The organism is Bacillus sp. F56 (genome assembly GCF_001748205.1).
Lineage (GTDB): Bacteria > Bacillota > Bacilli > Bacillales > Bacillaceae > Bacillus > Bacillus stercoris.
Window position 1 is genome coordinate 86,538 of the sequence record NZ_BDFC01000011.1, and the last position, 23,369, is coordinate 109,906.

At 46.4% G+C, this 23,369-nt stretch carries 13 protein-coding genes; 3 read left to right on the forward strand and 10 right to left on the reverse strand.

Going from position 1 to position 23,369, the window contains the following annotated elements; translation table 11 throughout:
• Window positions 1–189 precede the first annotated feature (189 nt).
• The 7 genes from BFW96_RS18485 to BFW96_RS18515 all read right to left on the reverse strand — a co-directional run bounded on the left by BFW96_RS18485 (window position 190) and on the right by BFW96_RS18515 (window position 11,185).
• Complete coding sequence (locus BFW96_RS18485) at window positions 190–921, reverse strand: (S)-benzoin forming benzil reductase (protein WP_014665205.1); 732 nt, start codon at window positions 919–921, stop codon at window positions 190–192.
• A 62-nt stretch (window positions 922–983) separates the two neighbouring features.
• A complete protein-coding gene (gene essA / locus BFW96_RS18490) occupies window positions 984–1,439 on the reverse strand; it encodes a type VII secretion protein EssA (protein ID WP_083252924.1) in 456 nt (151 codons plus the stop codon).
• Window positions 1,440–1,470: 31 nt separating this feature from the next.
• Entirely contained in the window at window positions 1,471–4,677 is a 3,207-nt protein-coding gene (esaA, locus tag BFW96_RS18495; RefSeq protein WP_069840246.1) for a type VII secretion protein EsaA, read from the reverse strand.
• The gene (essC, locus tag BFW96_RS18500; RefSeq protein ID WP_069840247.1) at window positions 4,674–9,161 is read right to left on the reverse strand and encodes a type VII secretion protein EssC; all 4,488 of its coding nucleotides are present in this window, start codon (window positions 9,159–9,161) and stop codon (window positions 4,674–4,676) included. Before essC ends, esaA begins: the two co-directional genes overlap by 4 nt.
• A 60-nt stretch (window positions 9,162–9,221) precedes the next feature.
• Window positions 9,222–10,568, reverse strand: a complete 1,347-nt coding sequence (gene essB, locus BFW96_RS18505; RefSeq protein ID WP_069840248.1) for a type VII secretion protein EssB — start codon at window positions 10,566–10,568, stop codon at window positions 9,222–9,224.
• Between the two features lie 14 nt (window positions 10,569–10,582).
• Complete coding sequence (yukD, locus tag BFW96_RS18510; protein ID WP_003228763.1) at window positions 10,583–10,822, reverse strand: ESX secretion system protein YukD; 240 nt, start codon at window positions 10,820–10,822, stop codon at window positions 10,583–10,585.
• A gap of 69 nt (window positions 10,823–10,891) precedes the next feature.
• Window positions 10,892–11,185 carry a WXG100 family type VII secretion target gene (locus tag BFW96_RS18515; protein WP_003220661.1) on the reverse strand — a complete coding sequence of 98 codons (294 nt, stop codon included), beginning with the start codon at window positions 11,183–11,185 and terminating at the stop codon, window positions 10,892–10,894.
• Between the two features lie 509 nt (window positions 11,186–11,694).
• Here BFW96_RS18515 and adeR point away from each other — a divergent pair.
• The 3 genes from adeR (at window position 11,695) to BFW96_RS18530 (ending at window position 14,990) form a co-directional block, all read left to right on the forward strand.
• Entirely contained in the window at window positions 11,695–12,963 is a 1,269-nt protein-coding gene (gene adeR, locus BFW96_RS18520; protein WP_083252920.1) for a sporulation transcriptional activator AdeR, read from the forward strand.
• Window positions 12,964–13,064: 101 nt separating this feature from the next.
• Window positions 13,065–14,201, forward strand: coding sequence for an alanine dehydrogenase (gene ald, locus BFW96_RS18525; protein WP_069840250.1), 1,137 nt, complete (start codon window positions 13,065–13,067; stop codon window positions 14,199–14,201).
• Between the two features lie 111 nt (window positions 14,202–14,312).
• Window positions 14,313–14,990 (forward strand): YukJ family protein, encoded by a 678-nt coding sequence (locus BFW96_RS18530; RefSeq protein WP_069840251.1) that lies wholly within the window; start codon window positions 14,313–14,315, stop codon window positions 14,988–14,990.
• A 42-nt stretch (window positions 14,991–15,032) separates the two neighbouring features.
• Here the strand turns inward: BFW96_RS18530 and BFW96_RS18535 are convergent, their stop codons facing one another.
• Genes BFW96_RS18535 through BFW96_RS18545 form a run of 3 tightly spaced genes read right to left on the reverse strand, consistent with a single transcriptional unit; the run spans window position 15,033 to window position 23,351 of the window.
• Complete coding sequence (locus BFW96_RS18535; protein WP_014665214.1) at window positions 15,033–15,242, reverse strand: MbtH family protein; 210 nt, start codon at window positions 15,240–15,242, stop codon at window positions 15,033–15,035.
• Window positions 15,243–15,256: 14 nt separating this feature from the next.
• On the reverse strand, window positions 15,257–22,393 hold the full coding sequence (gene dhbF / locus BFW96_RS18540; RefSeq protein WP_069840252.1) for a non-ribosomal peptide synthetase DhbF: 7,137 nt from the start codon (window positions 22,391–22,393) through the stop codon (window positions 15,257–15,259).
• 19 nt (window positions 22,394–22,412) lie between these two features.
• A complete protein-coding gene (locus tag BFW96_RS18545; protein WP_069840253.1) occupies window positions 22,413–23,351 on the reverse strand; it encodes an isochorismatase in 939 nt (312 codons plus the stop codon).
• Window positions 23,352–23,369: the final 18 nt, after the last annotated feature.

Below are 23,369 nucleotides of genomic sequence, written 5' to 3' on the forward strand. Positions count from 1 at the left end.
CTCCTTTAGATATTTTTAGAATCCTAACATAATTTGCAGAGAAACTCAATTCTTATGTCACATCATTTTGATCTTCTTATCATCATTGTTATACCCTAAAAGCAGCGTTTCAGTCAGTATATGCCGCTGTTCAATAAATGCTCTGGCTGCAGCCTTTTTTTATAAAAAAAAGAGCAGAAAATATCTGCTCTACAAAAACTCTTTCATATCATAAATTCTTCCGTTTTCCGTCCCTTTTTCTAATAAAGAAAGCAGCGTGCCGGCAATAAAGTCCGGACTGCGAAGGCTTCCTGTTTCATTTAATTTCCGGAACCGTTCAATGTGGTGGAAATCCTTTTTCGATGAAGAACGGATGACGGCCTGCATCTCAGTGTCCATCACACCTGGTGAAAACGAAATCATGTGCACTGGCAGCTCTTCATCCTCCTGTTCAAATCCGAATGTTCTCGTAAACATGTCGAGCCCGGCTTTTGAACTGCAATACGCGCTCCATCCCTTATATGGATTTTTGGCGGCTCCAGATGTAATGTTGACAACCGTCTTTTTGCCGCTGTATGAAGCAAACCGTTTTGTAAACAGCTGACTCAAAAGCACGGGTGCAGTCAGGTTCAGCTGATAATGCCGCTGAAGCTCGTCAAGAGACGCTTCGCCGGCGCGTTTGATCGGCGTTACCATTCCGGCGTTATTGATCAGGGTAATACCAGAATAACGATCTGGATCGATGGATGAGAGCAATGTTTCAAATTGCTGTTCAGCTTCTTCAAGATTGATGAGGTCTATTTGATGCTGCGTCAGTTTTTCGTGAGACACATCCGCTTTCGTTCTGGATAAGGCATGGACTTCATGACCCTTCTCTAAAGCCTGTGATGCAATGGCTTGACCCAGCCCTTTTGACGCTCCGGTGATGATATAAAGTTCCATTGGAAACCTCCTTTTCCGTTATTATTGTACGGCACCGCTTTTACACAACACAAGCACGCGGCCTATGCCTTCTTGTTTTCCTGCGCTGTGACTTTTGGGATGAGGAACACGATACCTGCAATTCCGAGCAGGATCAGTACGACATAGATCATCGGCAGCAGCAATGATGATGTTTCTTGTTCATTCTCTGTTTCCGTTGATGACGCCTTTGTCATTGGCTTTTCAGCAAATGTAATTCCAAGCTGTTTGGACTGGGCCGCAATCGTGTTGGAATCCTGGGCATTTGTTGATGTAAACAAATCTTTTATCAGCTCGGCGTCCTTGTCCTTCGGTTTATCAAAAGTGATATCCTTCTGTTCCTCAGGCAGTTCTGTTTTCTCTTCATAGTAGGTATCTTCATGTAAATAATTCGTATCAATTTCGATGTCTTTTTTCTGATACTGGTTTGGCGCGACATCTGTATTTTCTTCGGTTTGGGCAGCGGCGGCAGAGGGTATGAAAAGGGAAAAGGAGAGCATACAAATCATGATCCCCTTTTCCATGCTGCGATTACGCTTCATACGTTTCATCGCTTTCTGCTGTGTGTTCAGCCATCAGCCGGATAATCAGCGGCAGAGCCGCGGCAATCACCGTAATGATTAGCAGAACTGTTATTCCCATTGTAAACAAGTGCCCAGTACCGTACTGGATGTCGATATATACTTTCGAAACCGGATCTTCAAATGTAAAGTTCGGCATGATCAAATCAATAAGCGGCGCAACATAGAATAGAATCATTGCCGCTGAAGCAACCCATCCAGGGATCGATCCGAATCTGAACGCCGTCCGGATGAAGGCAGAGCTTGCGACCAGCAATAGAATCGTAAACACTGACCACTTAATCGTTTGATCGTCCGGCAGTGAATAAATATTCAAACCGAACAAGCTGATCATGAGTCCGACAAGGATATTCAGAATTCCGAATAGCGCTCCTTTGACGAGAAGCGGCGCGTTTTGGTAATACGAGCTAAAATAGCCGATTAACAGACTGCTGATCAACACAATGACAAGGATGACAACCGGCGGTACCGTCTGAGTTTTCTCTTCCGGAACCTCTCCGCTGATTTTAAGCGGATTCGCCAAGTAATCATACACATAGCCATTGTTTTGCCCGTCTACTAATGTATTTCCGAGTATGCCGTATACGTCATTGCGCACGAGTTTCGTGGAGGCGACATTTTTCCCCCAGTTGTTGTTTAAGGTGTCGGCTTTTGCTTGAACATCATTGACGCTTTGCTGCATATTGGTTGTGTAATCAATGATGCCTGACTGGCGATCAGACAATGAACCCATCATGTCTGACATTTGCAGCACTTCCTGACCGACCGTATCTTGGACATTCAGTGCCATTGTGCCAGACAGTCCATCGTTGCTGAACGTCGCAGATTCCTGCGTTGCGCCCGTTACCAGCTGTTCTGTCGCTTTTGCGGCACTTTCAGAGATGTTCGTCAGTTCGTCGAGAACTCCTGCTTGAGAGTCGCGGATATAGCCGCTGTAGTCGTCCGCAAATTTGGTCATTCCGTCGATGAAGCTGTTAATGTCTTCATCAGTTTGCATCGTGTTGTTTTTGAGAGCTTCCCAGCTGGCTGATTCTTCAGGTGTGAGAGCCAGTACGGATTTGACGTTGCCCTGCTTGCCTTCAATGGCATTGGTTTTCGCAGCGCTGTCTATCGTGCCGGATAAGACAGAGTCATAAACAGATAGATATTTATAATATCTCATTGCTGCATTTATATTTTCTTTATTTATATAGATTGCTTCGGTAAATGGCAGCTGAGCTTTATTTTCAAGTTCTTGAATGGCATTATACATATCTCTATAAATACCTTCAAGTTCTTGCTTGCGTTTCGCTTCAAGCTTTTTAAGTTTATCTTCGAGCGTTTTCACTTGGCCTTTGAGATCATCTATTTCATCGTTGAGACCATCCATTTGCTCTTTTAGTTCTTCTAGTTTCTTTTTCAGCTCTTCATTATGAGCCGTTTCTTTTTCTTCGAGCTCTTCTTCGATCTGTTTGATTCGCTCAGACGCTTTGCTGAGCTGTTCTTTTGCTTTTGCAATATCCGAAACCTCACCGTCATCTTCAGGCTGAGTCGTGCCGCCGTCGTCTCCTGAATCTCCGGTTCTGTCTTCATTTGCCAGCCGGATCAATTGAAGGGCTGAATCAGATGAAGCAGTCTGTTCAGCAGATGTACCCGTTTCGGTATGTCCGCTGTTCGACTCGCCATTAGAGGCATCATCGTTCTGCTTCTGACCGTCAGTTCCCTGCTGCTGGTCCTGATCCTGAGTATTGCCGTCCGTTTGTCCGTCATTACCGGTATCACTGCTGTTATTGTCTTCTCCAGAATTACCATTTTGATCATTTGGAATTGTCCCGTCTCCATCATTATTTCCGGAATTTGTATCCGGCTCTGGAGTAGAGTCCTCTTTTTCAGGCTCTTTCAGATTATCTGAAATGTCCTGGATATCAGCGGCAATGCTTTTCAGTTCTTCACGCTGTTTTTCAAGATCGATTTTCAGTTCTTCAGGATCTTCTTCTTTCGGATCTTTATCTTGATTTTGATCATCGTTGTCAGAGCCATCTTCTTCCGTTGGGTCTTCCCCTTTGTCAACTGTCAATGCCCGGCGTGCCGGGACAAGCAATTCATAAACCTGATTTAGTGCTGCCTGTCTTGATGCGGCCTGATATTGATCGATTAAATCACTTTGGATCTTCGCCATGCCAAGTTCCTGCTGAGGCACTTGGCCCTCCCTGACTCTCTGGGCGTTTGCCAGCACATTGCTGGTTTGTCCGAGCTGTGTCTTCGCTTGGCTGATCCCAGTTGCCAATCCGCTCATGCGTTCGCTGAACTGATTCGCCTTTTGCTGTGCCTGGATGGCGTCTAGGCCTGTCCGGATTTGCTGCTGTGTTGAATCCTGGGCTGCCAAAAGCAGCTTTTTCTGATTCTCTTGATATTCTTTGTATCTTTCAACTGTATCAATGAATTCTTTCAGCGTGTTTTTGGCTTCCTCCGCTGTAGAAGCTTTTTCTTTTGTCGTGCCTTGCGCTTCATTCATTGATTTCTTCAGCTCATCGATTAAGTCTTTTTGCTGTTTGATTTCACCTGCTAAATCATTAGAGCTTGGTTTGTAAAAGTTGTACATGACATTCTGGAATTCAGATTCTTTATTGACGATTTTGTCAAATTCTCCTCTGATGTTGTCCACTTTTTGCGACACAAAGTTCCAGTATAAGGCCGACATTTTTTTGTTCATTGTCTTTTGGGCATCCTCAAGCTCACGCTGAACTTTTTCTTTGTTGACCGCATTCAGATTATCTTGAATGCTGAATTCCAGCGTTGCTTTTTGTGGATGGTCTTTGTCATAGCTCAAAATGTTTTTTGAGAAGTCTGAGGGAATGTAGACGATCGCATCGTATTTCTTTGAAGCGAGACCGGTCTCAGCCGCGCTTCGGTTTACGACCGTCCACGAATAATCAGGACGTTCCCCCAGAACAGCCGCTACTTCCTTGCCGAACTGGGCGGATTTGTCCTCTTCATCAGACTTTACCTCATCACTCAATACACCAGTGTCTTCATTCACCACCGCGATTTGCCGGGTGGAATTGACTGCTTTTTTCGTCGGATCGTCTCCAATAAATCGGAAAAACAAAACCGGCAGCAGCAAAATGATGATGACGGCGGATATTAACTTGATCAAGCTTTTTCGTTGTTCTGTCATCTAGCACTCTCCCTTTCAGCAGAACATAAAGGAATTTGAACTTTTTGCTCCTTCCCGTTTTCCACAACATATCCGAAGCCCGGCTGAATCTCAGGCTCCTGTCTTTGGTACGGGAGAGGAATGACATTTTGCTCAGATTTTTTCATCAGCAGAATCGCGTGGCGGATTTGCTTCATCTCTGTCGTCAAGGAGTCATAGCCTTTTGAGAATTCGCTGTGGTTACCACCCGGGATAAAACTGAAGCCAAGATGAGCGTATGATTTCATGAAGTTAGCGAGACGGTCTTGTATTCTCGTATCAATCGTCTGCTGGAATCTCGTTATCCCGTCAATCATCAGCACCACTTGTGAGAATCGCAGATTGTGCGCGTCTCCTTGGCGGACGGCTTCTACATACATGGCTTCTCTTGTTTTGAAAATATCTTCTGCTGTTTCAATCCACTGCTCAATATCTTCTTTCGTTTCCAAATATGAAACATCTGATTCCTTCGCATAATGAGATAAGCCGCGGTCAATCGAGTCAAATAGGCCGATCATTTCGGTCTCATCATCAAGCAGATGTTCAAGCATGACTTTTAGAACGTTTGTTTTCCCGCGCTGAGTCTGGCCTAAAATCAGGCAGTGCTTATGCTTGCCCAAATCAAAATAGACTGGGCTGACTGTTTCTTCATGAAGCCCGATCGGTACAGATAAAGGCTTGCGTTCCAGCTTGAAGCGGAGAGAAAATTCTCTCGTCGACAAGCTCTCAGGCAGCATCGGAATCGGTGCCGGCTGCTCCATTGAAGCAAAGCGCTCTTGAAGTTTCTGAACGTCTGATTTCAGCCCATTGAACATGCCGATATCATCATCAGCGTCAACAGGCAGGAACATTTGCGCGAAATAAAGCTCTTCTTTTTGAATGATGACGCGCCCCGGGATCGGCTCAAGATTGAACTTCGGACGGCCATAAATGGAATATCCCTCAGATTGATCCATGAGATAATGGACAACCTTTGTTTTCAAGTTATTTAACAATGACTGGCGGACAGCATTAACACGCGTTGCCGTCAGCATGAAGTAGATTCCTAAGCTCTGCCCGTCTCTGGAAAGCTGGACAAATTCCGATTCAAGCTCATGCATCTCATCCTTGACGATGTCAAAGTTGTCAATGGTGATGAAAATGAATGGAAGCTCTTCCTCGCTAAGCGCATTGTACATTTTGATGTGGCTGATTTCTTTTTCCCTGAACAGACGTTTACGTCGGTCAATTTCTTCTTTGATTCGAATCATGAACTTTTCAATTTTTCTTGACTGGTCCATCAGGAAGTAATCCGCGGTATGCGGGAGCTTCGCTAATGGCAGAAGCGTTCCGTTTCCGAAATCAAAGATATAGACATGAAGCTCCTCAGGTGTGTACACGTCCGCAAAGCTCATCAGGAACGTCGCGGCTGCAATTGATTTTCCGTAGCCCGAAGAGCCGAATATGCCGATATTTCCGTCTTCCATCATCTTATAAGCAATCGGCGCCTGTCTTTGCAAATCAGGTTCATCGACATATGCAAAGTGGAAATGGTCTTTTTCGTCTGAAGGGAAAAGAGTGCGCGGAATACGTTCCGCAAGCGGCGGCAGCCAAGGGCTTGGCAGCTTCTCGATTCCCATTTCATCTTGGATGCGTTCAATTTCGTCAACGACAGCTTCAATTTCAGTATGAACGTCTTTTTTCGCAATATCTTCGGTATCAACCTCAGAAAGCGGAATCAGACCCGTATCTGTGACAATCGCGAGTTCATCCTCTGTTCCGTAGACTTCCTCTAAGTAAGGCGCCCCGCTCCATGCAGATTGGAACAGCTCATACACTTCATTGTTTCCGACCTGCAAATAGCCTCGGCCTGTTACGGTAATGTTTGCGGCATCGCTGTTTTTCAAAATTTCTTTACTGTCGGTGGCATCCTGGACCTTGAGCGCTACTTTAAAGCGCGAGTTACTCCAGATCTGGTCGTCGATGATGCCGCCTGGCTTCTGTGTCGCCAAAATCAAGTGAACGCCGAGGCTTCGCCCGATACGTGCGGCGCTGACAAGCTCCCTGATAAAATCTGGCTCCTCGCTTTTCAGCTCGGCAAACTCATCAGAGATTAAGAACAAGTGAGGCATCGCCACTTCTGCTTTCCCCTGCTTGTACAGCTTTGTATAGTCATTGATGTGATTGACTTGATATTGGTCAAACAGACGCTGCCTTTTTTTCAGCTCGCTTTTAATGGAAGCAAGCGCACGCATACTGAAGTTTTTGCTTCCTTCAATATTAGTGATCGTGCCTAGGAGGTGGGGAATGTTGCGGAACGGCTGCGCCATTCCTCCGCCCTTATAGTCAATTAATAAGAAAGCCGCTTCGTGCGGATGAAAATGCACTGCAAGTGACAGAATGTAGGTCTGGAGAAATTCACTTTTCCCAGATCCCGTTGTCCCGGCAAGCAAGCCGTGCGGACCGTGTGCTTTTTCGTGAAGGTTCAGATACACAATGTCATCTTTCCCTTTATAGCCGATCGGCACTGACAGCGACTTCGACGATTCGCTCGTCAGCCATCTTTGCTGAATGCCGATTTCTTTTACTTCCTTCGCATGAAAAAGCTCCAGGAACGATACCGTTTCCGGAATGGAATTCGTGATGCCGACCTGGTGGTTCAGCGTCCGCAGCGTGCGTGAGAACCGTTCGTTGTCCTCACGCTGATGATGATCGAGACGGAACGGGATTCTTACCGCTTTTTTCTTTTGAATTAAAATGTCGCCTTCATGCTCATTGATGTAGCGGACAAGGGTCGTAATGTTTTCCGACAGGCTCTCCTTTGTTTCCGCAGCGACAATTGTCGAGATGCCCAGATGCTCATGCTGTCCTTCTAAATATTCGAGAATGACATGCTCAGAGATCAACTGCTGATTCGTGATAACAAATACAAAATGCGGTTTGAACTGCAGTTTTTCTTTGTCATCTTCGAGATCGCGCTCTCTGATCAATTCGTAAAGCGAAGACAGAAGCTGATCTCGCGTTTGCTCATTATAAATAAATCCTTTTGCATAAATATGGGGCATTTGAAATTGCGGAAGCCACTTCATCCACTCCCAGTCTTTATACTCTTCTTCATGAAAAATAAAAACGAAACGCAAATCGTGATAGCTGTTAAAGAACGACAGCTGTCCGATCAGCTGGTGAATCTCATTTTTTACAATTTGGGATTTACCGACAAGCCCCATCGGACCTTCCGCCAAATCGACCGTAACCGGCGCATTGCGGATGTCCTTATAGACGCGCTGCATGTGCTGTGATTTCTCCATGAGGTCATCGATATCACGATTCGCCAAGTCTCCGCCGCTCATATTGATTTCATAGCTCGAAGGGACTGTTCCCGTCCCAAGCCGCAGCTGAAGATAATCCTTGCTTTCAAGTGATTTTTCCCAGATTCGGTCACTGATTTCACTTGTTAAGTATTTCATTTTTTCAAATGAAGGAAAGTGAAATTCAAGAACCTGCTTTTGCTTCTCAGCAAGTGCCTGAAGCTCTTTCCGTTTATTGTCTAAGTAAAGCTTATATACACGCTCCCGTTTTTCCTCGCGTTTTTTCCGCTGATTCTTATCCCGGAAATATTGCACTGTCGAGGTAATGAGAGTCATCATAAACATCGCCAAAGAAACAAGTATAAATATGCCGCGCGGCTGGATGATGGCGACTACGCCCATCACGATCAGCATCACAAGCGGAGGCAGGATGACGAGCCACAGCCCTCTGTTGGTTTGATCGCTCTCCTGAGAGGGAAAACTAAAGGAAACGCGGTCATCCGGCAGATCGTACACCATCCGCGGTGTTCTTCTGTACTGCGGATATTTTTTCTGCATCTCTGTACTCGGTTTGACTGTTTCTGTTAACGCTGTTTCAAACTGGGCAAAATGAACGATTTCTAAAAGGTCTTGTTCCATCACACTCATTTGCGTGAAGTTCCAGAAGATTTCATCCCCCGGCTTGAGCGGCGTATTGGCGTTGATCTTCTCTCCGTTCAAGAAGATCGTTCCGCTTTCAGGGCGAACCGACCAGTTGCCGCCGGCACGAAGCAAAGAAAACGTGCTTTGTTCTGCAAATGCAAAATCTTGCGGATTCAGATAAATATCTGCATTCGTTTTTTCTGAGGAACATACAATTTCATCCCGGTTTCCCGTAAAATAAACAGATTTCTCAGGTTCACTGCCCGTCAATATCAAGCGTATATCCTGCTGATCCGTTTGAAGAGTAAATGATGTATCCGTCTCAATCGTGCCGAGACAATCATTTCCCAGGAAAACTTCGTATTGGCCGCCGGATTCCTTTCTTTGAAGAGAAATGACTCCGCTATTAAATGGAATGGCGCTGATCGTAACGGAATCTTTCACATCAGGCCCAATGGTCACCGGATGAGACGACGGGAGGTTAGACAGATTTAATTTTTGAACGTTATTTTGGTAAAAAACCCATAATAGACTCAAATGGCGAACCCCCTAACGGCCGAATAGCAACATGCGATGACCTGCGCTTCATGTCTCACGTTATTTGTCATCTTTTTTCTCATCTTTCTTTTCTGTTTCTTTTTTCTCTTGTTCTTCTTTTTTCTTCTGTTCTTCTTTTTTCGCTTTTTCCTCTGCTGCGGCTTTTTCTTCCGCTTGTTGTTTTTCTTCGTCTGTTTGTGTCTGTTCTTCGCTAGTATCGACTAATGATGTATCAGAATTAGACTGTTTATTGTCTTGACGTTCTTTTTGCGCTTTTTCAAGTTCACTATTTACTGAATCAAGTTCTTTCTGTATGTCTTCATCATTTGTATCCTCAGATAAAAGCTGCTGCTTATATTTAGCAAGGGCAAAGTAAATATAATCATTGTATTCAAGCTTACGGCCGATACTGATCGCTTCTTTGTATTCTCCTCGACCATAATCAATCCAGTACAAGAAATGCTGAGGGTCCGATTGAAGGGTGACTAAATTATTTTCTATATTTTTAGTTTTTGCACTCCCCAGATTTTCGACCTCAACATAAGACGTCGCCAGCTGATACTGCACTGATTCAGGCAGGCTTTCCGCATCGTACTTGGACAATGTGCTGATGACTTCACTGTACTGCTTGTTTAAGAAAGCGCGGTTGCTGTCCACTATTGCCTGGTGCTTTGGCTGCGCGAAAAATAAGGCGTACATCGAGTAAATAAGGGCCGGTACAAGCAAAACAATGAGCCCCAGGCCGATATATCGCTGGATGTTCCACTTCTTTTTCGGGATATGTATGTATGTTTTTGCTTTGGCTTCGAGCTCATCAATATGGGTTTGAATCAGCTCAAGCAGGCCATCATAGGATTTCGCATCCAATATCGCTTTAGCCTCTGGGGAGAACGTCAGCGTTTCATTGAATTTCAGATAGTCTTCAAATGCAAAAGCGCCGTCAACCGCCAAAGCCGCTGCCGCTTTCAGCTCCCGCCACACTCTTTCCTCATCGTGCTCGTAAGGAGGAATGCTTTCCTTTACTCCATAATGGAGAAAATAAGGCGTCAGCCCTTTATCGAATACAATGTTTTCCGGAGCGACAATCACATTCAGCCTCGACAAATTGTGCTGCTGCACGGCTTGAACAAGCTGATAGGCAAACTGCCATTTGCTTTTTTTATCCTTAGCTTTCATGAAGCGGAATGCTTTATAGGAGGAGGGAGGTTGGATTGTGATGATGACCTCATCATCTGTCACGTCGATCTCTTTATGAAAAAATGGATTTATATCTTTGATCACATTAGCTTCAAGACCGTCCAGAAGCTTTATTTTTTCCCGCTGAAAGGTAAATGTATAGCCGGCATCTGTTTTCTCGGCAACGGCTTCTAATTGGTTTTCTAAATACGATTTTTGTTTACCTGACATTCAACCAGATCCTTTCATAATATTTCAAGCCGGTCTCCGTTTGTAATGCCGCAATCAGACAGCTTGCATTCTCCGGAAAACACCTTATCCTTGTTAACCACTCTGATCCAGTGCCCTTCGCGCGGAGGCATAGATACGCTTTGGGCCTGCCAAGCAATATCAATTACTTTTTTCACCGGGTGGTAATCTGACAATCTGAGATCAAAGACACTGCCGTTATAATGTTTCAAATCTATAGTAATATCAATATACATTTAGGATCACCCTTACATAGAAAGAGCGCCGTCTTCTTCTGAATCAGGCGCTCCTTCCCTTTCATACTGTTATCCGCGGATTTGATTTGCGATGTCTTGGTCAGTAGACTCAAGTGTATTTGCTGTTTGATCAAGCTGCTGATTCACATCTTGAAGCAAATCTGACATTTTGATAAATGAAGGTTTGAGCTGCTCGTATTGATCTGCGAACGCTTCGCTTGAAGCACCTTCCCACATGCTTTTCAAATCAGAGATCATTCGGTTTAAACGATCAACCTGATTTAATACTTCTTGGCTTTCAACGCCGTATTGCTTCGCCATCGCTCTTAGCTCTTCGGGTGTGACACGAATTAATCCTGCCATATTCCTCATTACCTCCTGTGCCATCAGCCTAAATATGGGCTAATTCACTTATTTTTAGAACGTCATTATTATAAAAACAGTTTTTCGGCATAGTCAAACAAATATGTTTTAATTTTACAAAATGAGTCCAATGGTTTACCTCGAACCACTTAAAAATAACATATATTGTAAAGTAAATAGGTTTATTTTCTTAATCTTCTTTTCATCCTCCGAATAATCCAAAAGACCCAAATGATTCTCCAACTCCCAAAAAAAACCTTTCAGAATATTTGATGCTACAGCACCATTTCTGAAAGGTTCAGTTTTTTCTTTCCTTAATCAGTCCCGCCTCCGATGACTCTCTTAGAAGATTAATAGGATAAGCTTTCGTATCATATAAGGCATACAACTGTACTTGAAAAAGGCGATTCACCGCCACATGTATATAGAACGTTTCTCTCATGTAAGTGTTTTTCTTTGTTGTTGATTTTCACAAACAACAACAATCATAATAAAAGGAAGGGGATGAGATGTCAAAGAGAAATCAAGCACGAAAAGTAGGGAGATTTATGACCATGCCGAATGATCCGTTTAAATATAGTTTTGACAGACTTGAAGATGTGGCTGATCATATCAGCGACGTTCTGCGGTGCCCGATCACCATAGAGGATGTTAACCACAAGCTGCTTGCCTACAGTACACACAGCGACTGCACAGACCCTGCCCGGACGTCTACCATTATTGGCAGAAGGGTACCGGAGAAGGTGATTAACAAGCTGTGGAAAGACGGGACAATTCCTGCTCTCTTAAAAACGGACCAGCCGATCAGAGTCAAGCAAATCGATGAAGTCGGGCTGAGCAATCGGGTCGCTATTTCGATTTGGAAAAACAACCAAGTGCTTGGCTTCATATGGGCGCTTGAGATCCAAAAAACATTGTCTGATGATGACCTGATGACATTGCAAATGGCGGCAAAAGCAGTGAGAAACAAACTTCTTAAACTTCAAATCAGAAAAACAAAAAATGAAGAACGCAGCCAAGAATTTTTCTGGAAAATGCTGACTGGACACATCCATCAGGAGGACGACATGGCGGATGGGTTCCATAAGCTTGGAATGGCCGCTCCTTCAGAATTTTCCGTTATGATCATCCGCATAAACGGTGAGCTGACTGAAAAAATCGAACAGCAGCTGCAATATTTACAGGAAACGACCCAGCAGGTTTACGTGTTGCTGGCGACCGTAGATTCTAATGAACTGATTATATTAACCGTACCCAAAACAGATCATCCTTTTCAAGATTTAAAACAGTTTGCTTTCAGTACGCAAAAACAGCTGAAGGAGCGGTATAAAATAGAAGACGTTTCTATCGCTTTCGGCGGAATATACAGCTCTATTTCTTTTGTCTCCCGCTCCTATCAGGAGGCATTGTCCGTCTTAAAAGCGAAGGAACGGTTCGCGGAAGAGACCAAACATCTTTTCAGCTTTTCTGAGTTAGGCATTTATCAATACTTAGATGTCTTATATGAAAAACGGAAACTGGCGGGCTATGATAATTACTCGCTTTGCAAACTGGAACAATATGACCGGGATCACCAGTCAAATCTGGTAGAGACGCTAGAGCGCTTTATTGAAGCAGACAGCAGCGTGAATACGGCTTCCAAGCTATTAAATATACACGTTAATACGTTGAATTACCGTCTCAAGCGAATCAGCCAGATCGCTGAAATTGATTTAAAAAATGTGAATCAAAAATTCACCATGTATTTAGATATTAAACTTCGGCACATGGATTTGTGAAATTTCACAAATCCATGTTTTTTTATTTTCTTAATCAAACAAAGAATTTTCCAAAATATCGAGCTACACTAAAAATATCACAGATACAGGAGGAGACAGATATGATCATAGGGGTTCCTAAAGAGATAAAAAACAATGAAAACCGTGTCGCTTTAACACCTGGAGGCGTTTCACAGCTCATTTCAAACGGCCACCGGGTACTGGTTGAAACAGGCGCGGGCCTTGGAAGCGGATTTGAAAATGAAGCCTATGAGTCAGCAGGAGCGGAAATCATTGCTGATCCGAAACAGGTCTGGGACGCCGAAATGGTCATGAAGGTAAAAGAACCGCTGCCGGAAGAATATGTTTATTTCCGCAAAGGTCTTGTGCTGTTTACGTATCTCCATTTAGCAGCTGAGCCTGAGCTTGCACAGGCCTTGAAGGATAAAGGAGTAACTGCCATCGCATATGAAACGGTTAGTGAAGGCCGGACATTGCCTCTTCTCACGCCAATGTCCGAGGTTGCGGGCAGAATGGCAGCGCAAATCGGAGCTCAATTCTTAGAAAAACCTAAAGGCGGAAAAGGTATTTTGCTTGCCGGGGTGCCGGGCGTTTCTCGCGGAAAAGTAACGATTATCGGAGGAGGCGTGGTCGGGACAAACGCGGCGAAAATGGCTGTCGGACTTGGTGCAGATGTGACGATCATTGACTTAAACGCAGACCGCCTGCGCCAGCTTGATGACATCTTCGGCCATCAAATTAAAACGTTAATTTCTAATCCGCTCAATATTGCTGATGCTGTGGCGGAAGCGGATCTTCTCATTTGCGCAGTATTAATTCCGGGTGCTAAAGCTCCGACTCTTGTGACTGAGGAAATGGTAAAACAAATGAAACCTGGTTCAGTCATTGTTGATGTAGCAATCGACCAAGGCGGCATCGTCGAAACGGTCGACCATATCACTACACATGACCAGCCGACATATGAAAAACACGGTGTTGTGCACTATGCTGTAGCGAACATGCCGGGCGCTGTTCCTCGCACATCAACAATCGCTCTGACTAATGTTACAGTTCCATACGCGCTGCAAATCGCGAACAAAGGGGCAGCAAAAGCGCTCGCAGACAATGCGGCACTGAGAGCGGGTTTAAACACCGCAAACGGACACGTAACTTATGAAGCTGTAGCGAGGGATCTAGGCTATGAATATGTTCCTGCCGAGAAAGCTTTACAGGATGAATCATCTGTGGCGGGCGCTTAATTCACATTGAGCTTGCAGAAAGATTTCTGCAGGCTTTTTTTATCTTTTAAAAGGAAAAAGAGATCATTTCACGAATTATGATTATGAAGTTGATCATAAAGGAGGATTCATATGGCTGTTCAGCAATATGGCGTGTTAAAAGGCATTGTCTTAGACATGAAGCGTGAAACCGATGATGACAGTCCTCATTTCCAAGTCAAAGTGCTCGGTGAAGAGAATACGTATTACAGGTGCGCCATCAATGTGATGTCCAGTTCTGAGGAATCTGAAGTATTGTATTTGGCTGACGATCAGTTTGATTCGAGCTCGATTACCATCCTTCCGAACATGCCGTATGGATATACACGGATCAATGAGGCAAACCGTGAAGTGGCGCTTGATTACGTGCGGGGCAATTTGTTTGACCCAGGAGAAATGAAGCCTTTGCCGCATGAAATCACGGGGCCTGATAATGATTTAAATGATTTTATTGAAACGTATATGAAGAAAGCGCAAGATGAGAAAGCGCCGGTTTATATATTCGGTTCCAAATTCGGACCTGAACAGGCTGCAGATAAAATATTCGGCTTTACCCCGACCAACGGCATGCACAATATCCATATGAATCAAGGGAATGCAATGGATACCCGCTGGAAAAAAGACAACGGCTCTTGGCATGACGGGGGCATTCTAATTCAGTTTGCCGATCAGTGGGCCGCTGTGTTTTTAGCGTTTTTATCCCAATCTTGGTGTACAGATGAAAACGGAAACCCAGTCAGAGATTGTGATCATACCCAAACGTCTGCGTAAAATAGAAAAAGAGACTGCTTGCTGCAGTCTCTTTTTATGCGATTACACATTTTCAACAGTCTTTAGGCTGTTTGGCCTCATGTCTCTCCAATGTGATTGGATATAGTCCAGACAAGCTTCACGCCCTTTTTGTTCATGAACGACTGTCCAGCCGCTCGGCACATCTATAAAACCGGGCCATAGGGAATATTGGCCTTCTTCATTGATCAGCACCAAATAGGTGCCATCCGCATTTTCAAAAGGATTTGCCATCTATTTCTCCTCCCTTATTGATGTAACTCTTTCAGTTTGACAGCGAGAACCTTGCCGATTTGAGCCAGCGGTTCCGGCTGACATAAATCTTTATGACGGCAGTTGATGTCGATTTGTTCAATCTGTCCGTTAATATAAGGCTTCCACGAATCAGGTTCAATCGGATCAAACCAGTCAGGAATGATTGTTGATCTGAAAAATAAAACATTTCCACGGAAGGTTTTCGGCTTATAGGAGCCTAAAATGCCGACAGAATTGACATACGTATTTTTCAGATTTAAAATGACCGTTTCATCCAAGCTCGCAAGCGCACTGCCGTCACTGCGAAGAATCTCAATTGCTGCTTCAAAATCTAGCGGTTTGTCCCCTAAGCTGTCTGGATCGTACCCGCCTAACGCCAGAAGGGCAATAAGCGCTTCCTCATCATCCGGCGCCTCTTTTATAGGAAGGAAGTGGTTTGGATAGGCATCCAGCATCACCAATAGGGAAACTTCTTCTCCTTGATTTTGCAGCTGGGTGGCCATCGCTTGAACGACATTCCCGCCCAGGGACCAGCCCAGCAGATGGTACGGGCCTTTCGGCTGAACCGTTCGTATTTGTTCAATGTAATCGGCCGCCATGTCATCAAGTGTTTTCGGAAGCTCCTCGCGCTGCCCGATTCCCCGTGCCTGCAAGCCATAGATCGGATAATCCGTTCCTATATTCGTCATCAAACCGGCATAGCACCAGCTGAGCCCCCCTGCCGGATGAACACAGAATAAAGGAAGCTTGTCTCCGCTTGTTCGGAGCGGCAGCAGAACATCAAGAGCGCTTTGGCTTGATCCCATTTCAAGTCTTTCAGCAAGACCGGCAACAGTCGGCGCTTCGAATAGGTTGCCGATGCTGAGTTCAACGCCGAGGGATTCGCGGATGCGGCTCATGAGCTGTACAGCAAGCAAGGAATGTCCGCCTAAATCAAAGAAACGATCATCAATGCCGACACGCGGCAAGTGAAGCACCTCCATAAACAAGTCACAGAGAATTTCTTCCTGCGGCGTTCTCGGTCCGCGCCCTGTCACTGCCCCTGCGAAATCCGGAGCGGGCAGCGCTTTACGATCTAGCTTTCCATTCGGTGTCAGCGGCAATTCTTTCATCGTCACAAAGGCAGCAGGCACCATGTAATCCGGCAATCTCTCAGCAGCATATCTGCGCAGTTCCGCCGTATCAAATGTTTCTTCCGAAGGGATGACATAAGCTGCCAACCGTTTATCTCCCGGCTGATCCTCACGAACGATCACTGCCGCATCTTCAAGCTGCGGATGCTGAATCAGCGCGGCTTCAATTTCTCCCAGTTCAATCCGGAATCCCCGAATTTTCACCTGATGATCGGCGCGGCCGACATAGTCAAGAGAACCATCAGCGCGGAGGCGGGCCACATCCCCAGTGCGGTACATCCTAGTGCCTGGAGGACCGAACGGATCAGCTATGAAGCGTTCAGATGTTAAACCAGGCCGGCCTAGATAGCCTCGTGCTAACCCCGCTCCTGATACATACAGCTCTCCGGCAACACCCGGCGGCACCGGCTGCAGGCGCTCATCCAGCACATATACACCAAGATCGGGAATGCCGCAGCCGATCAAGCTGTTTGCCCGTAAAGCTGCCATGCTTCGGTCTAATTCGATATAGCTCACATGCACGGTTGTTTCTGTAATACCATACATATTGATAAGCTGCGGGCTATTTTCAGGGTGGCGGTTATACCAATCCTCTAAACGGCTGAGTTCAAGCGCTTCTCCGCCAAAAATGACATAGCGCAGGCTGAGCGCCTGTCCGAGATCCGGCTGTTCCCGTTCCGCCTGCATAAACTGATAGAAAGCGGACGGTGTCTGATTCAGAACGGTCACACCCTCTTTGACAAGCAGGCGCAGAAATGCTTCTGGCGATCTGCTGACGTGATGAGGCACGATCACGAGACGCCCGCCATGCAGCAGAGGACCCCAAATCTCCCACACTGAAAAGTCAAAAGCGTAGGAATGGAACATGGTCCAGATATCGTCTGAGCTGAAATGGAACCAGTGCTCGGTCGCTGCAAATAAACGCGTTACGTTTTGGTGAGGAATCATCACACCTTTTGGAACACCTGTAGAGCCGGATGTATAAATGACATACGCCGTATTCAAAGGCGTAAGCGGCTGGGTCCGATCCGTATTATCCGGATTATCAGCTGGGTATGTGTTTAGTTTCTTTTCCAGTTCGAGATCATCTAGTACGATTTTCGGCACGTTGTCCGCTGGCGGAATGTGCTCTGCAGCTTTAGTATTCGTCATGATAAACGCGGGCTGTGCATCTTTTAGCATAAAAGCAATTCGATCAGCCGGATAATCCGGATCAAGAGGCAGATAAGCTGCTCCGGCTTTCAGTACTGCCAGTAGCCCGACAGCCATTTCTAATGATCGGGGCAGTGCCAATGCCACAAATTGCTCCGGCCCGACACCTTCACTAATCAGCATGCGGGCAAGCCGATTTGCTCTTTCATTCAGCTCTGCGTAGCTCAGTGCCTGATCTTCATAAACAACGGCAATGGCATCAGGACGTAATGCAGCCTGTTTCTCAAACTGCTCAGGTAAACATGCGTGCGGAATCTTTTCAGATACACCTTGCCAATCTGTCACCATGCTGCTGCGTTCCTCTGGCGCAAGAATATCCAGATTTCCGATTTGCTCGTCAGGATCAGACTCTGCAACCTCCAACAGGCGCATCAATCGGTCAGCAAGAGCCTGAGCCGTTTCCCGCTTGAAAAGATCAGTGCTGTATTCAAGCAGTCCTTCCATTCCGTTTGGTGTCCCGTCAGCAAGGCGATCTTCACTGATTTCCAGCGTCAAATCAAACTTGGCAGAACCGACACTGTGGATTCGCAGGCTGCTCTCCATGTCAGGAAGTTGCAGTTCAGCGTCCGGTGTGTTTTGGAACGCAAGCATGATTTGGAACAAAGGATGCGTCGCACGCGAACGAGCTGGATTGAGCACCTCTACAAGTCTCTCAAACGGCAGATCCTGATTGTCATAGGCTGCCAGATTCACTTCCCTCACTCTGTCAAGAAGCTCACGGAAGCTTGGGTCACCGGACGTATCGGTTCTGAGCACCAATGTATTGATAAACAGCCCTACAAGATCGCCCAGCGCATCATCATTCCGTCCCGCGATCGGACTGCCGATCGGAATGTCGGTACCCGCCCCGAGCCTTGTCAATAAAGCGGCGAGACCGGATTGAAGCACCATAAATAGGCTCACCCTATTTGCGCGAGCCAGCTCCTGCAAGCGCTTGTGAAGGCCGGGCTCAATACGAAAATGAATCGTATCCCCATCATGGCTCGGCTCAGCCGGACGTGAATAATCGGTTGGCAGTTCAAGCTGATCAGGCAGGTTCTTCAAGGTTTCTTTCCAGAAAGCAAGCTGTCCGGCAATCAAGCTATTTGGATCATTCTCGTTTCCAAGCAGTTCTTGCTGCCAAAGCGCATAGTCCGCATACTGCACAGCAAGAGGCGCCCATTCGGGAGCTTTTCCGTGGCAGCGAGCCGCATAAGCCGTCCCAAGGTCTCGGGTCAGCGGTGTTAAGGACCAGCCGTCCCCGACAATATGATGGACAAGAAGAAGGAGCACGTACTCGTCAGGACCGATCACAAAAAGCTCGGCACGAAAGGCCGGTTCAGCTGCAAGATCAAAGCTGTAGCGTACAGCTTCGGCAAGCCGATCAGAAAGCTCCTTCTCAGCAATTTCAGTAACATGTAACTCAGGACGGGCTTGGTCGGCATCTAAAATATGCTGATAGGATGTCCCCTGTGTTTCAGGGAAGATCGTCCGCAAACTTTCATGACGGCAGACGAGGTCATAAAGTGCCGCTTTCAGCACTCCTTGATCCAGCTCACCCGACAAACGGACAGCAACCGGAATATTATAAGTAGGGCTCGGCCCTTCCAGACAGTGGAGGAACCATAGCCGGCGTTGGGCAAAAGATAGCGGGATTTTTTCAGATCGCTCAGCTCTTTGCAAAACGGGACGTGCACTCTGCGCCTGATGAAGATGGGCAGCGAGACCGGCTACTGTCGGTTCGTCAAAGAGCTTGGCGATACCAAGTTCGGCTCCCATTACCTCGCGAATACGGCTCATCAGTCGGGCTGCGAGAAGAGAATGACCGCCAAGCTCGAAGAAACTGTCATCGATACCGACACGTGCCAAACCGAGAACCTCTGCAAACAAGTCACACAATATCTCTTCCTGAGGAGTCCGCGGGGCCCGACCACTGACAGATGTGCTGAAATCTGGCGCCGGCAGTGCTTTCCGGTCAAGCTTGCCATTAGGTGTTAACGGCAGCTCGTCCATCTCTACAAACGCCGCCGGCACCATATAATCAGGAAGACTGGCCCCCATATAACGGCGAAGCTCGGCAATATCGATAGCAGAATCAGCGACTACATAAGCCGCCAATCGTTTGTCTCCCGGCTGATCTTCCCGTACGACAACCGCTGCCTGTTCAATGTGCGGGTGCTTGGCAAGCACGGCATCAATTTCTCCAAGTTCAATTCGGAATCCGCGAATTTTGATTTGATGATCCGCCCGCCCGATATAATCCAAAGACCCATCAGCACGCCAGCGAGCCTGGTCTCCGGTCCGATACATCCGAGTCCCCGGCTGTCCGTATGGATCTGCAACAAAACGCTCAGCCGTTAAATCAGGGCGGTGGAAATAACCTCTGGCCAAGCCGGTTCCTGCGATATAAAGCTCGCCGACAACCCCCGGCGGCACCGGCTGCAGACCGTTATCAAGCACATACACCTGCGTATTCCAAATCGGTTTGCCAATCGGCGGAACGCCCTTCAGCCCTTCATCAAGAAAAGCTGCTGCAGACCAAATCGTTGTTTCAGTCGGACCGTATAAATTCGTAACTGAACAATGAAGGTCTTGAAGCGCCTGCAAAAGACCGCTCGGCAGCGCCTCACCTCCGACAAGCACTCTAAGCCCCCGAAGTTTCTCAGGTTCACTCGTCACCAAAGCATGCCATAGTGTCGGTGTTGCCTGCATGATATTGATATCGAAATTTTCAATCATTTGAGCTAATGCCTGTGGCTCTCGGATCGTTTCTTTCTTTGCGATCACGATTTGCGCACCGCTAATCAGCGGAAGATATAACTCCAATGCTGAAATATCAAAAGCGACAGTCGTCACAGCCAACAGCCTGTCTTCTTCTCCTAGAGAAAATGCCTCCTGCATGGACAGCAGAAAATTGCTTAAGCTTTTCTGTGTCACAACGACACCCTTCGGTCTTCCGGTTGATCCTGATGTATAGATAATATACGCAGGATGGTCAAGAGAAACCGATACATTCGGATTGTCAGGCGAATAGCGTTTTAAAACCTCCTGGGTAACAGCCTGATCAAGCACTAGCTCCGGTACAGCCAGGTCATCAGGCAGACTGGCTGCTATTTCCTCAGTCGTTATGATGCATGAAGGCTTCGCATCCTCCAGCATGTAAGAAATACGGTCGGCAGGAAACTCCGGATCAAGTGGGAGATACGCCGCACCAGTCTTGAGCACAGCAAGCATTGAAGCCACCATCTCTGGAGAACGCGGCAGCGCCAAAGCGACAAATTGCTCCGGACCAAGGCCTTTTTCAATCAACAGATGCGCAAGGCGATTTGCCTCTTCATTGAGCTTTCGATAATTGAATTGAATGTCATCACACATAAGAGCGATACGTTCTGGCGTATGAACTACCTGTTTTTCGAACATGTCTTGGAGTCTGACCAGCTTCTCGGATTTTTCCGTATGGTTCCATTTATGAATGACTTGTTCTTTCTCCTCTGGCAGCAAAAGCTCCATTTGCCCAATCAGCATGTCCTCCCCGGCTGAAGCCGCTTGCAGCAACTGCAGGATACGCTGCTGATGATGCTTGATATCAGACTCGCTGTATACCTCGGGATTCGCATCAATATCAATTCGCAGCCCGCTGCCATCTGTTCTGTCATATACATTGATTGATAGATCATCAACAGGACCGGCTGAAAGATTATGCGTTATGCCCCGGGCCCCGGCAAAGTCGAGACCATAATCAAACGGCATGAGATTGATTTGAGGGCCAAATAATCTATGATTTTCTCCTATCAATTTCAGATCACGCCGAAGCTCTTCATGGCGATACTTATGATGTCGCCGAATGTTGCGGATTTCCCGGGAAATTTGCTGAATCAGTTCAGATAAGCTCATCGAAGAGCTGACAGTCAGCCGAAGCGGGAGAAGGTTCATCACCATAGCCGGTACATTCAGTGATGCGGAACCTATCCTTCCCATCATGGGCAGGCCGAGCACAACATCCTCAGAGCCGGTCATACGGTGCACATAAACAGCTGACACCGCAATCATAACTTCATGCCAGCTTCCTGAGAAATAACGCGCCGCTTCTTTTAACGTGTTTACATCAGACGGAGGCAGATATGCCGTATGACGAAGAAAACTGTTAGATGTTCTTGGCGCCCGATCAGCCAAGCTCACAACTTCAGGTGCATCTGCAAAACGGTCCAGCCAGAATTGACGATCCTTCTCATACTGCTCTGATCCTCGATAATCTGTATCCTCCTCCAAAATGGCTTGGAGAGACCCAAAGGAACGATCCTTAGCTGTTTGTCCTTTTATAAGCTTGGTATATGTACTTGCCACACGCTGGGCTATCAGGGAAAAACCGAAGCCATCGATCGCTATATGGTGAATGCGCTGATACCAAAAGAAACGATCAGGCCCGGCAATAAACAGAGCTTCATTGAACAAAGGGTCATCTCCTAAATCAACCGGCTTTGCCAAATCCGCTTTCATCCAGTTTAATGCTGTTTTTTCCGGATCAGGCTCAGAGCTGACGTCAATGACGTGCAGCTGTACATCCGGAGACGGGTTTATCATCTGCCATGGCCCGTCCATATTTTCACCGAAGCGGACATGCAGCGATTCCGCTTCCTTGATCACGTGCCGCAAAGCTTCTTCAAAAAGAGCAATATTGATGGGTCCATTGATTTCTATATATTCTGCCGTATTGTAGATTGGATTGTCCGGATCAAGCTGCTGAGCAAACCATATGCCAGTTTGCGCCCCGGTCAAAGAATATTGAAGATCTTTTGTATCAGGCATCCGTTTGTTTACCCTCCTTTTATAAATAATCCGCGTTTGGCAGCACTTGCTGGCTGCGGGTTGTGAGCAATTTCTGCCATTCTTCGATCGTTGGGCGTTCAGCCAATTCCACGAAAGTCACCTCTGCCCCTTCACGGCGCCATTGTTCCACCAATGTCATGATCCTTACCGAATCTAGACCACGATCGAGCAAATCCTCTTGATCTGTAATGTCTTCCGGTGTTTCTTGTAAAAGCTCAGCAATTTGTTTACGGATATTCTCACATGTAAACACTTCTTTTTTGCCGGTGTTTGCTGACGTTTTTTGAACGTCTGACGGCGCATTCTGCAGCTGATCAAGAAGACTATCAGTCATCACGGTAAATGCACAGCGTCCAGCCGCATAGTCCAGTGCCATTTGATGTTTTTCTAATGAAAAATCAGCAACTGCATCTCCCACAAAAAAGGCTTTTATATCCTCCATAAATGCCTCACATGCTGTAACGAGACAGCCAATATGGGCGTAAATGCCGGTAATGATCAGCTGATCGCGTCCCTCTTTGCGCATAATGTCGAGCAGGTTCGTTCTCTTAAACGCGCTGTATCTCCATTTTGTCAGCACAAGATCATCATTCTCCGGTGCCAGCTCGGGTATAATTTTCTCCTCATAAGGACCGCTGTTTAATCCCGGGCCCCAAAAATCTGTCAGCAGCGCCCGGTCAGCCGGATTTTGGCTTCCCGGCTGCGCGGTATAGACAACAGGAATCCCAAGCTGAACACATTGATCCTTCAGCTTTCGTATATTCGCTGAAAGCTCTGTTACCGGAGACGCTCCAGCTGTGAAAGCATCAACAAAATAGTTTTGCATATCGTGTATTAGCAAGACAGCCCGATTTGGATCAGGCACCCATGATACTTTGTTTTGGGGCATATCAGACGCTGTCGGCATTTGATACGGCTGAATGGCAGGTATAGCCATTTGAACACTTCCTCTCAA

Excerpts from the sequence above, each read along its gene's own strand:
- BFW96_RS18485 (WP_014665205.1), bottom strand. The coding sequence starts at position 921 with ATGGAACTTTATATCATCACCGGAGCGTCAAAAGGGCTGGGTCAAGCC.
- esaA (WP_069840246.1), bottom strand. The coding sequence starts at position 4,677 with ATGACAGAACAACGAAAAAGCTTGATCAAGTTAATATCCGCCGTCATC.
- essA (WP_083252924.1), bottom strand. The coding sequence starts at position 1,439 with ATGCTCTCCTTTTCCCTTTTCATACCCTCTGCCGCCGCTGCCCAAACC.
- adeR (WP_083252920.1), top strand. The coding sequence starts at position 11,695 with ATGTCAAAGAGAAATCAAGCACGAAAAGTAGGGAGATTTATGACCATG.
- ald (WP_069840250.1), top strand. The coding sequence starts at position 13,065 with ATGATCATAGGGGTTCCTAAAGAGATAAAAAACAATGAAAACCGTGTC.
- dhbF (WP_069840252.1), bottom strand. The coding sequence starts at position 22,393 with ATGCCTGATACAAAAGATCTTCAATATTCTTTGACCGGGGCGCAAACT.
- BFW96_RS18515 (WP_003220661.1), bottom strand. The coding sequence starts at position 11,185 with ATGGCAGGATTAATTCGTGTCACACCCGAAGAGCTAAGAGCGATGGCG.
- yukD (WP_003228763.1), bottom strand. The coding sequence starts at position 10,822 with ATGTATATTGATATTACTATAGATTTGAAACATTATAACGGCAGTGTC.
- BFW96_RS18535 (WP_014665214.1), bottom strand. The coding sequence starts at position 15,242 with ATGGCAAATCCTTTTGAAAATGCGGATGGCACCTATTTGGTGCTGATC.
- BFW96_RS18545 (WP_069840253.1), bottom strand. The coding sequence starts at position 23,351 with ATGGCTATACCTGCCATTCAGCCGTATCAAATGCCGACAGCGTCTGAT.
- BFW96_RS18530 (WP_069840251.1), top strand. The coding sequence starts at position 14,313 with ATGGCTGTTCAGCAATATGGCGTGTTAAAAGGCATTGTCTTAGACATG.
- essB (WP_069840248.1), bottom strand. The coding sequence starts at position 10,568 with ATGTCAGGTAAACAAAAATCGTATTTAGAAAACCAATTAGAAGCCGTT.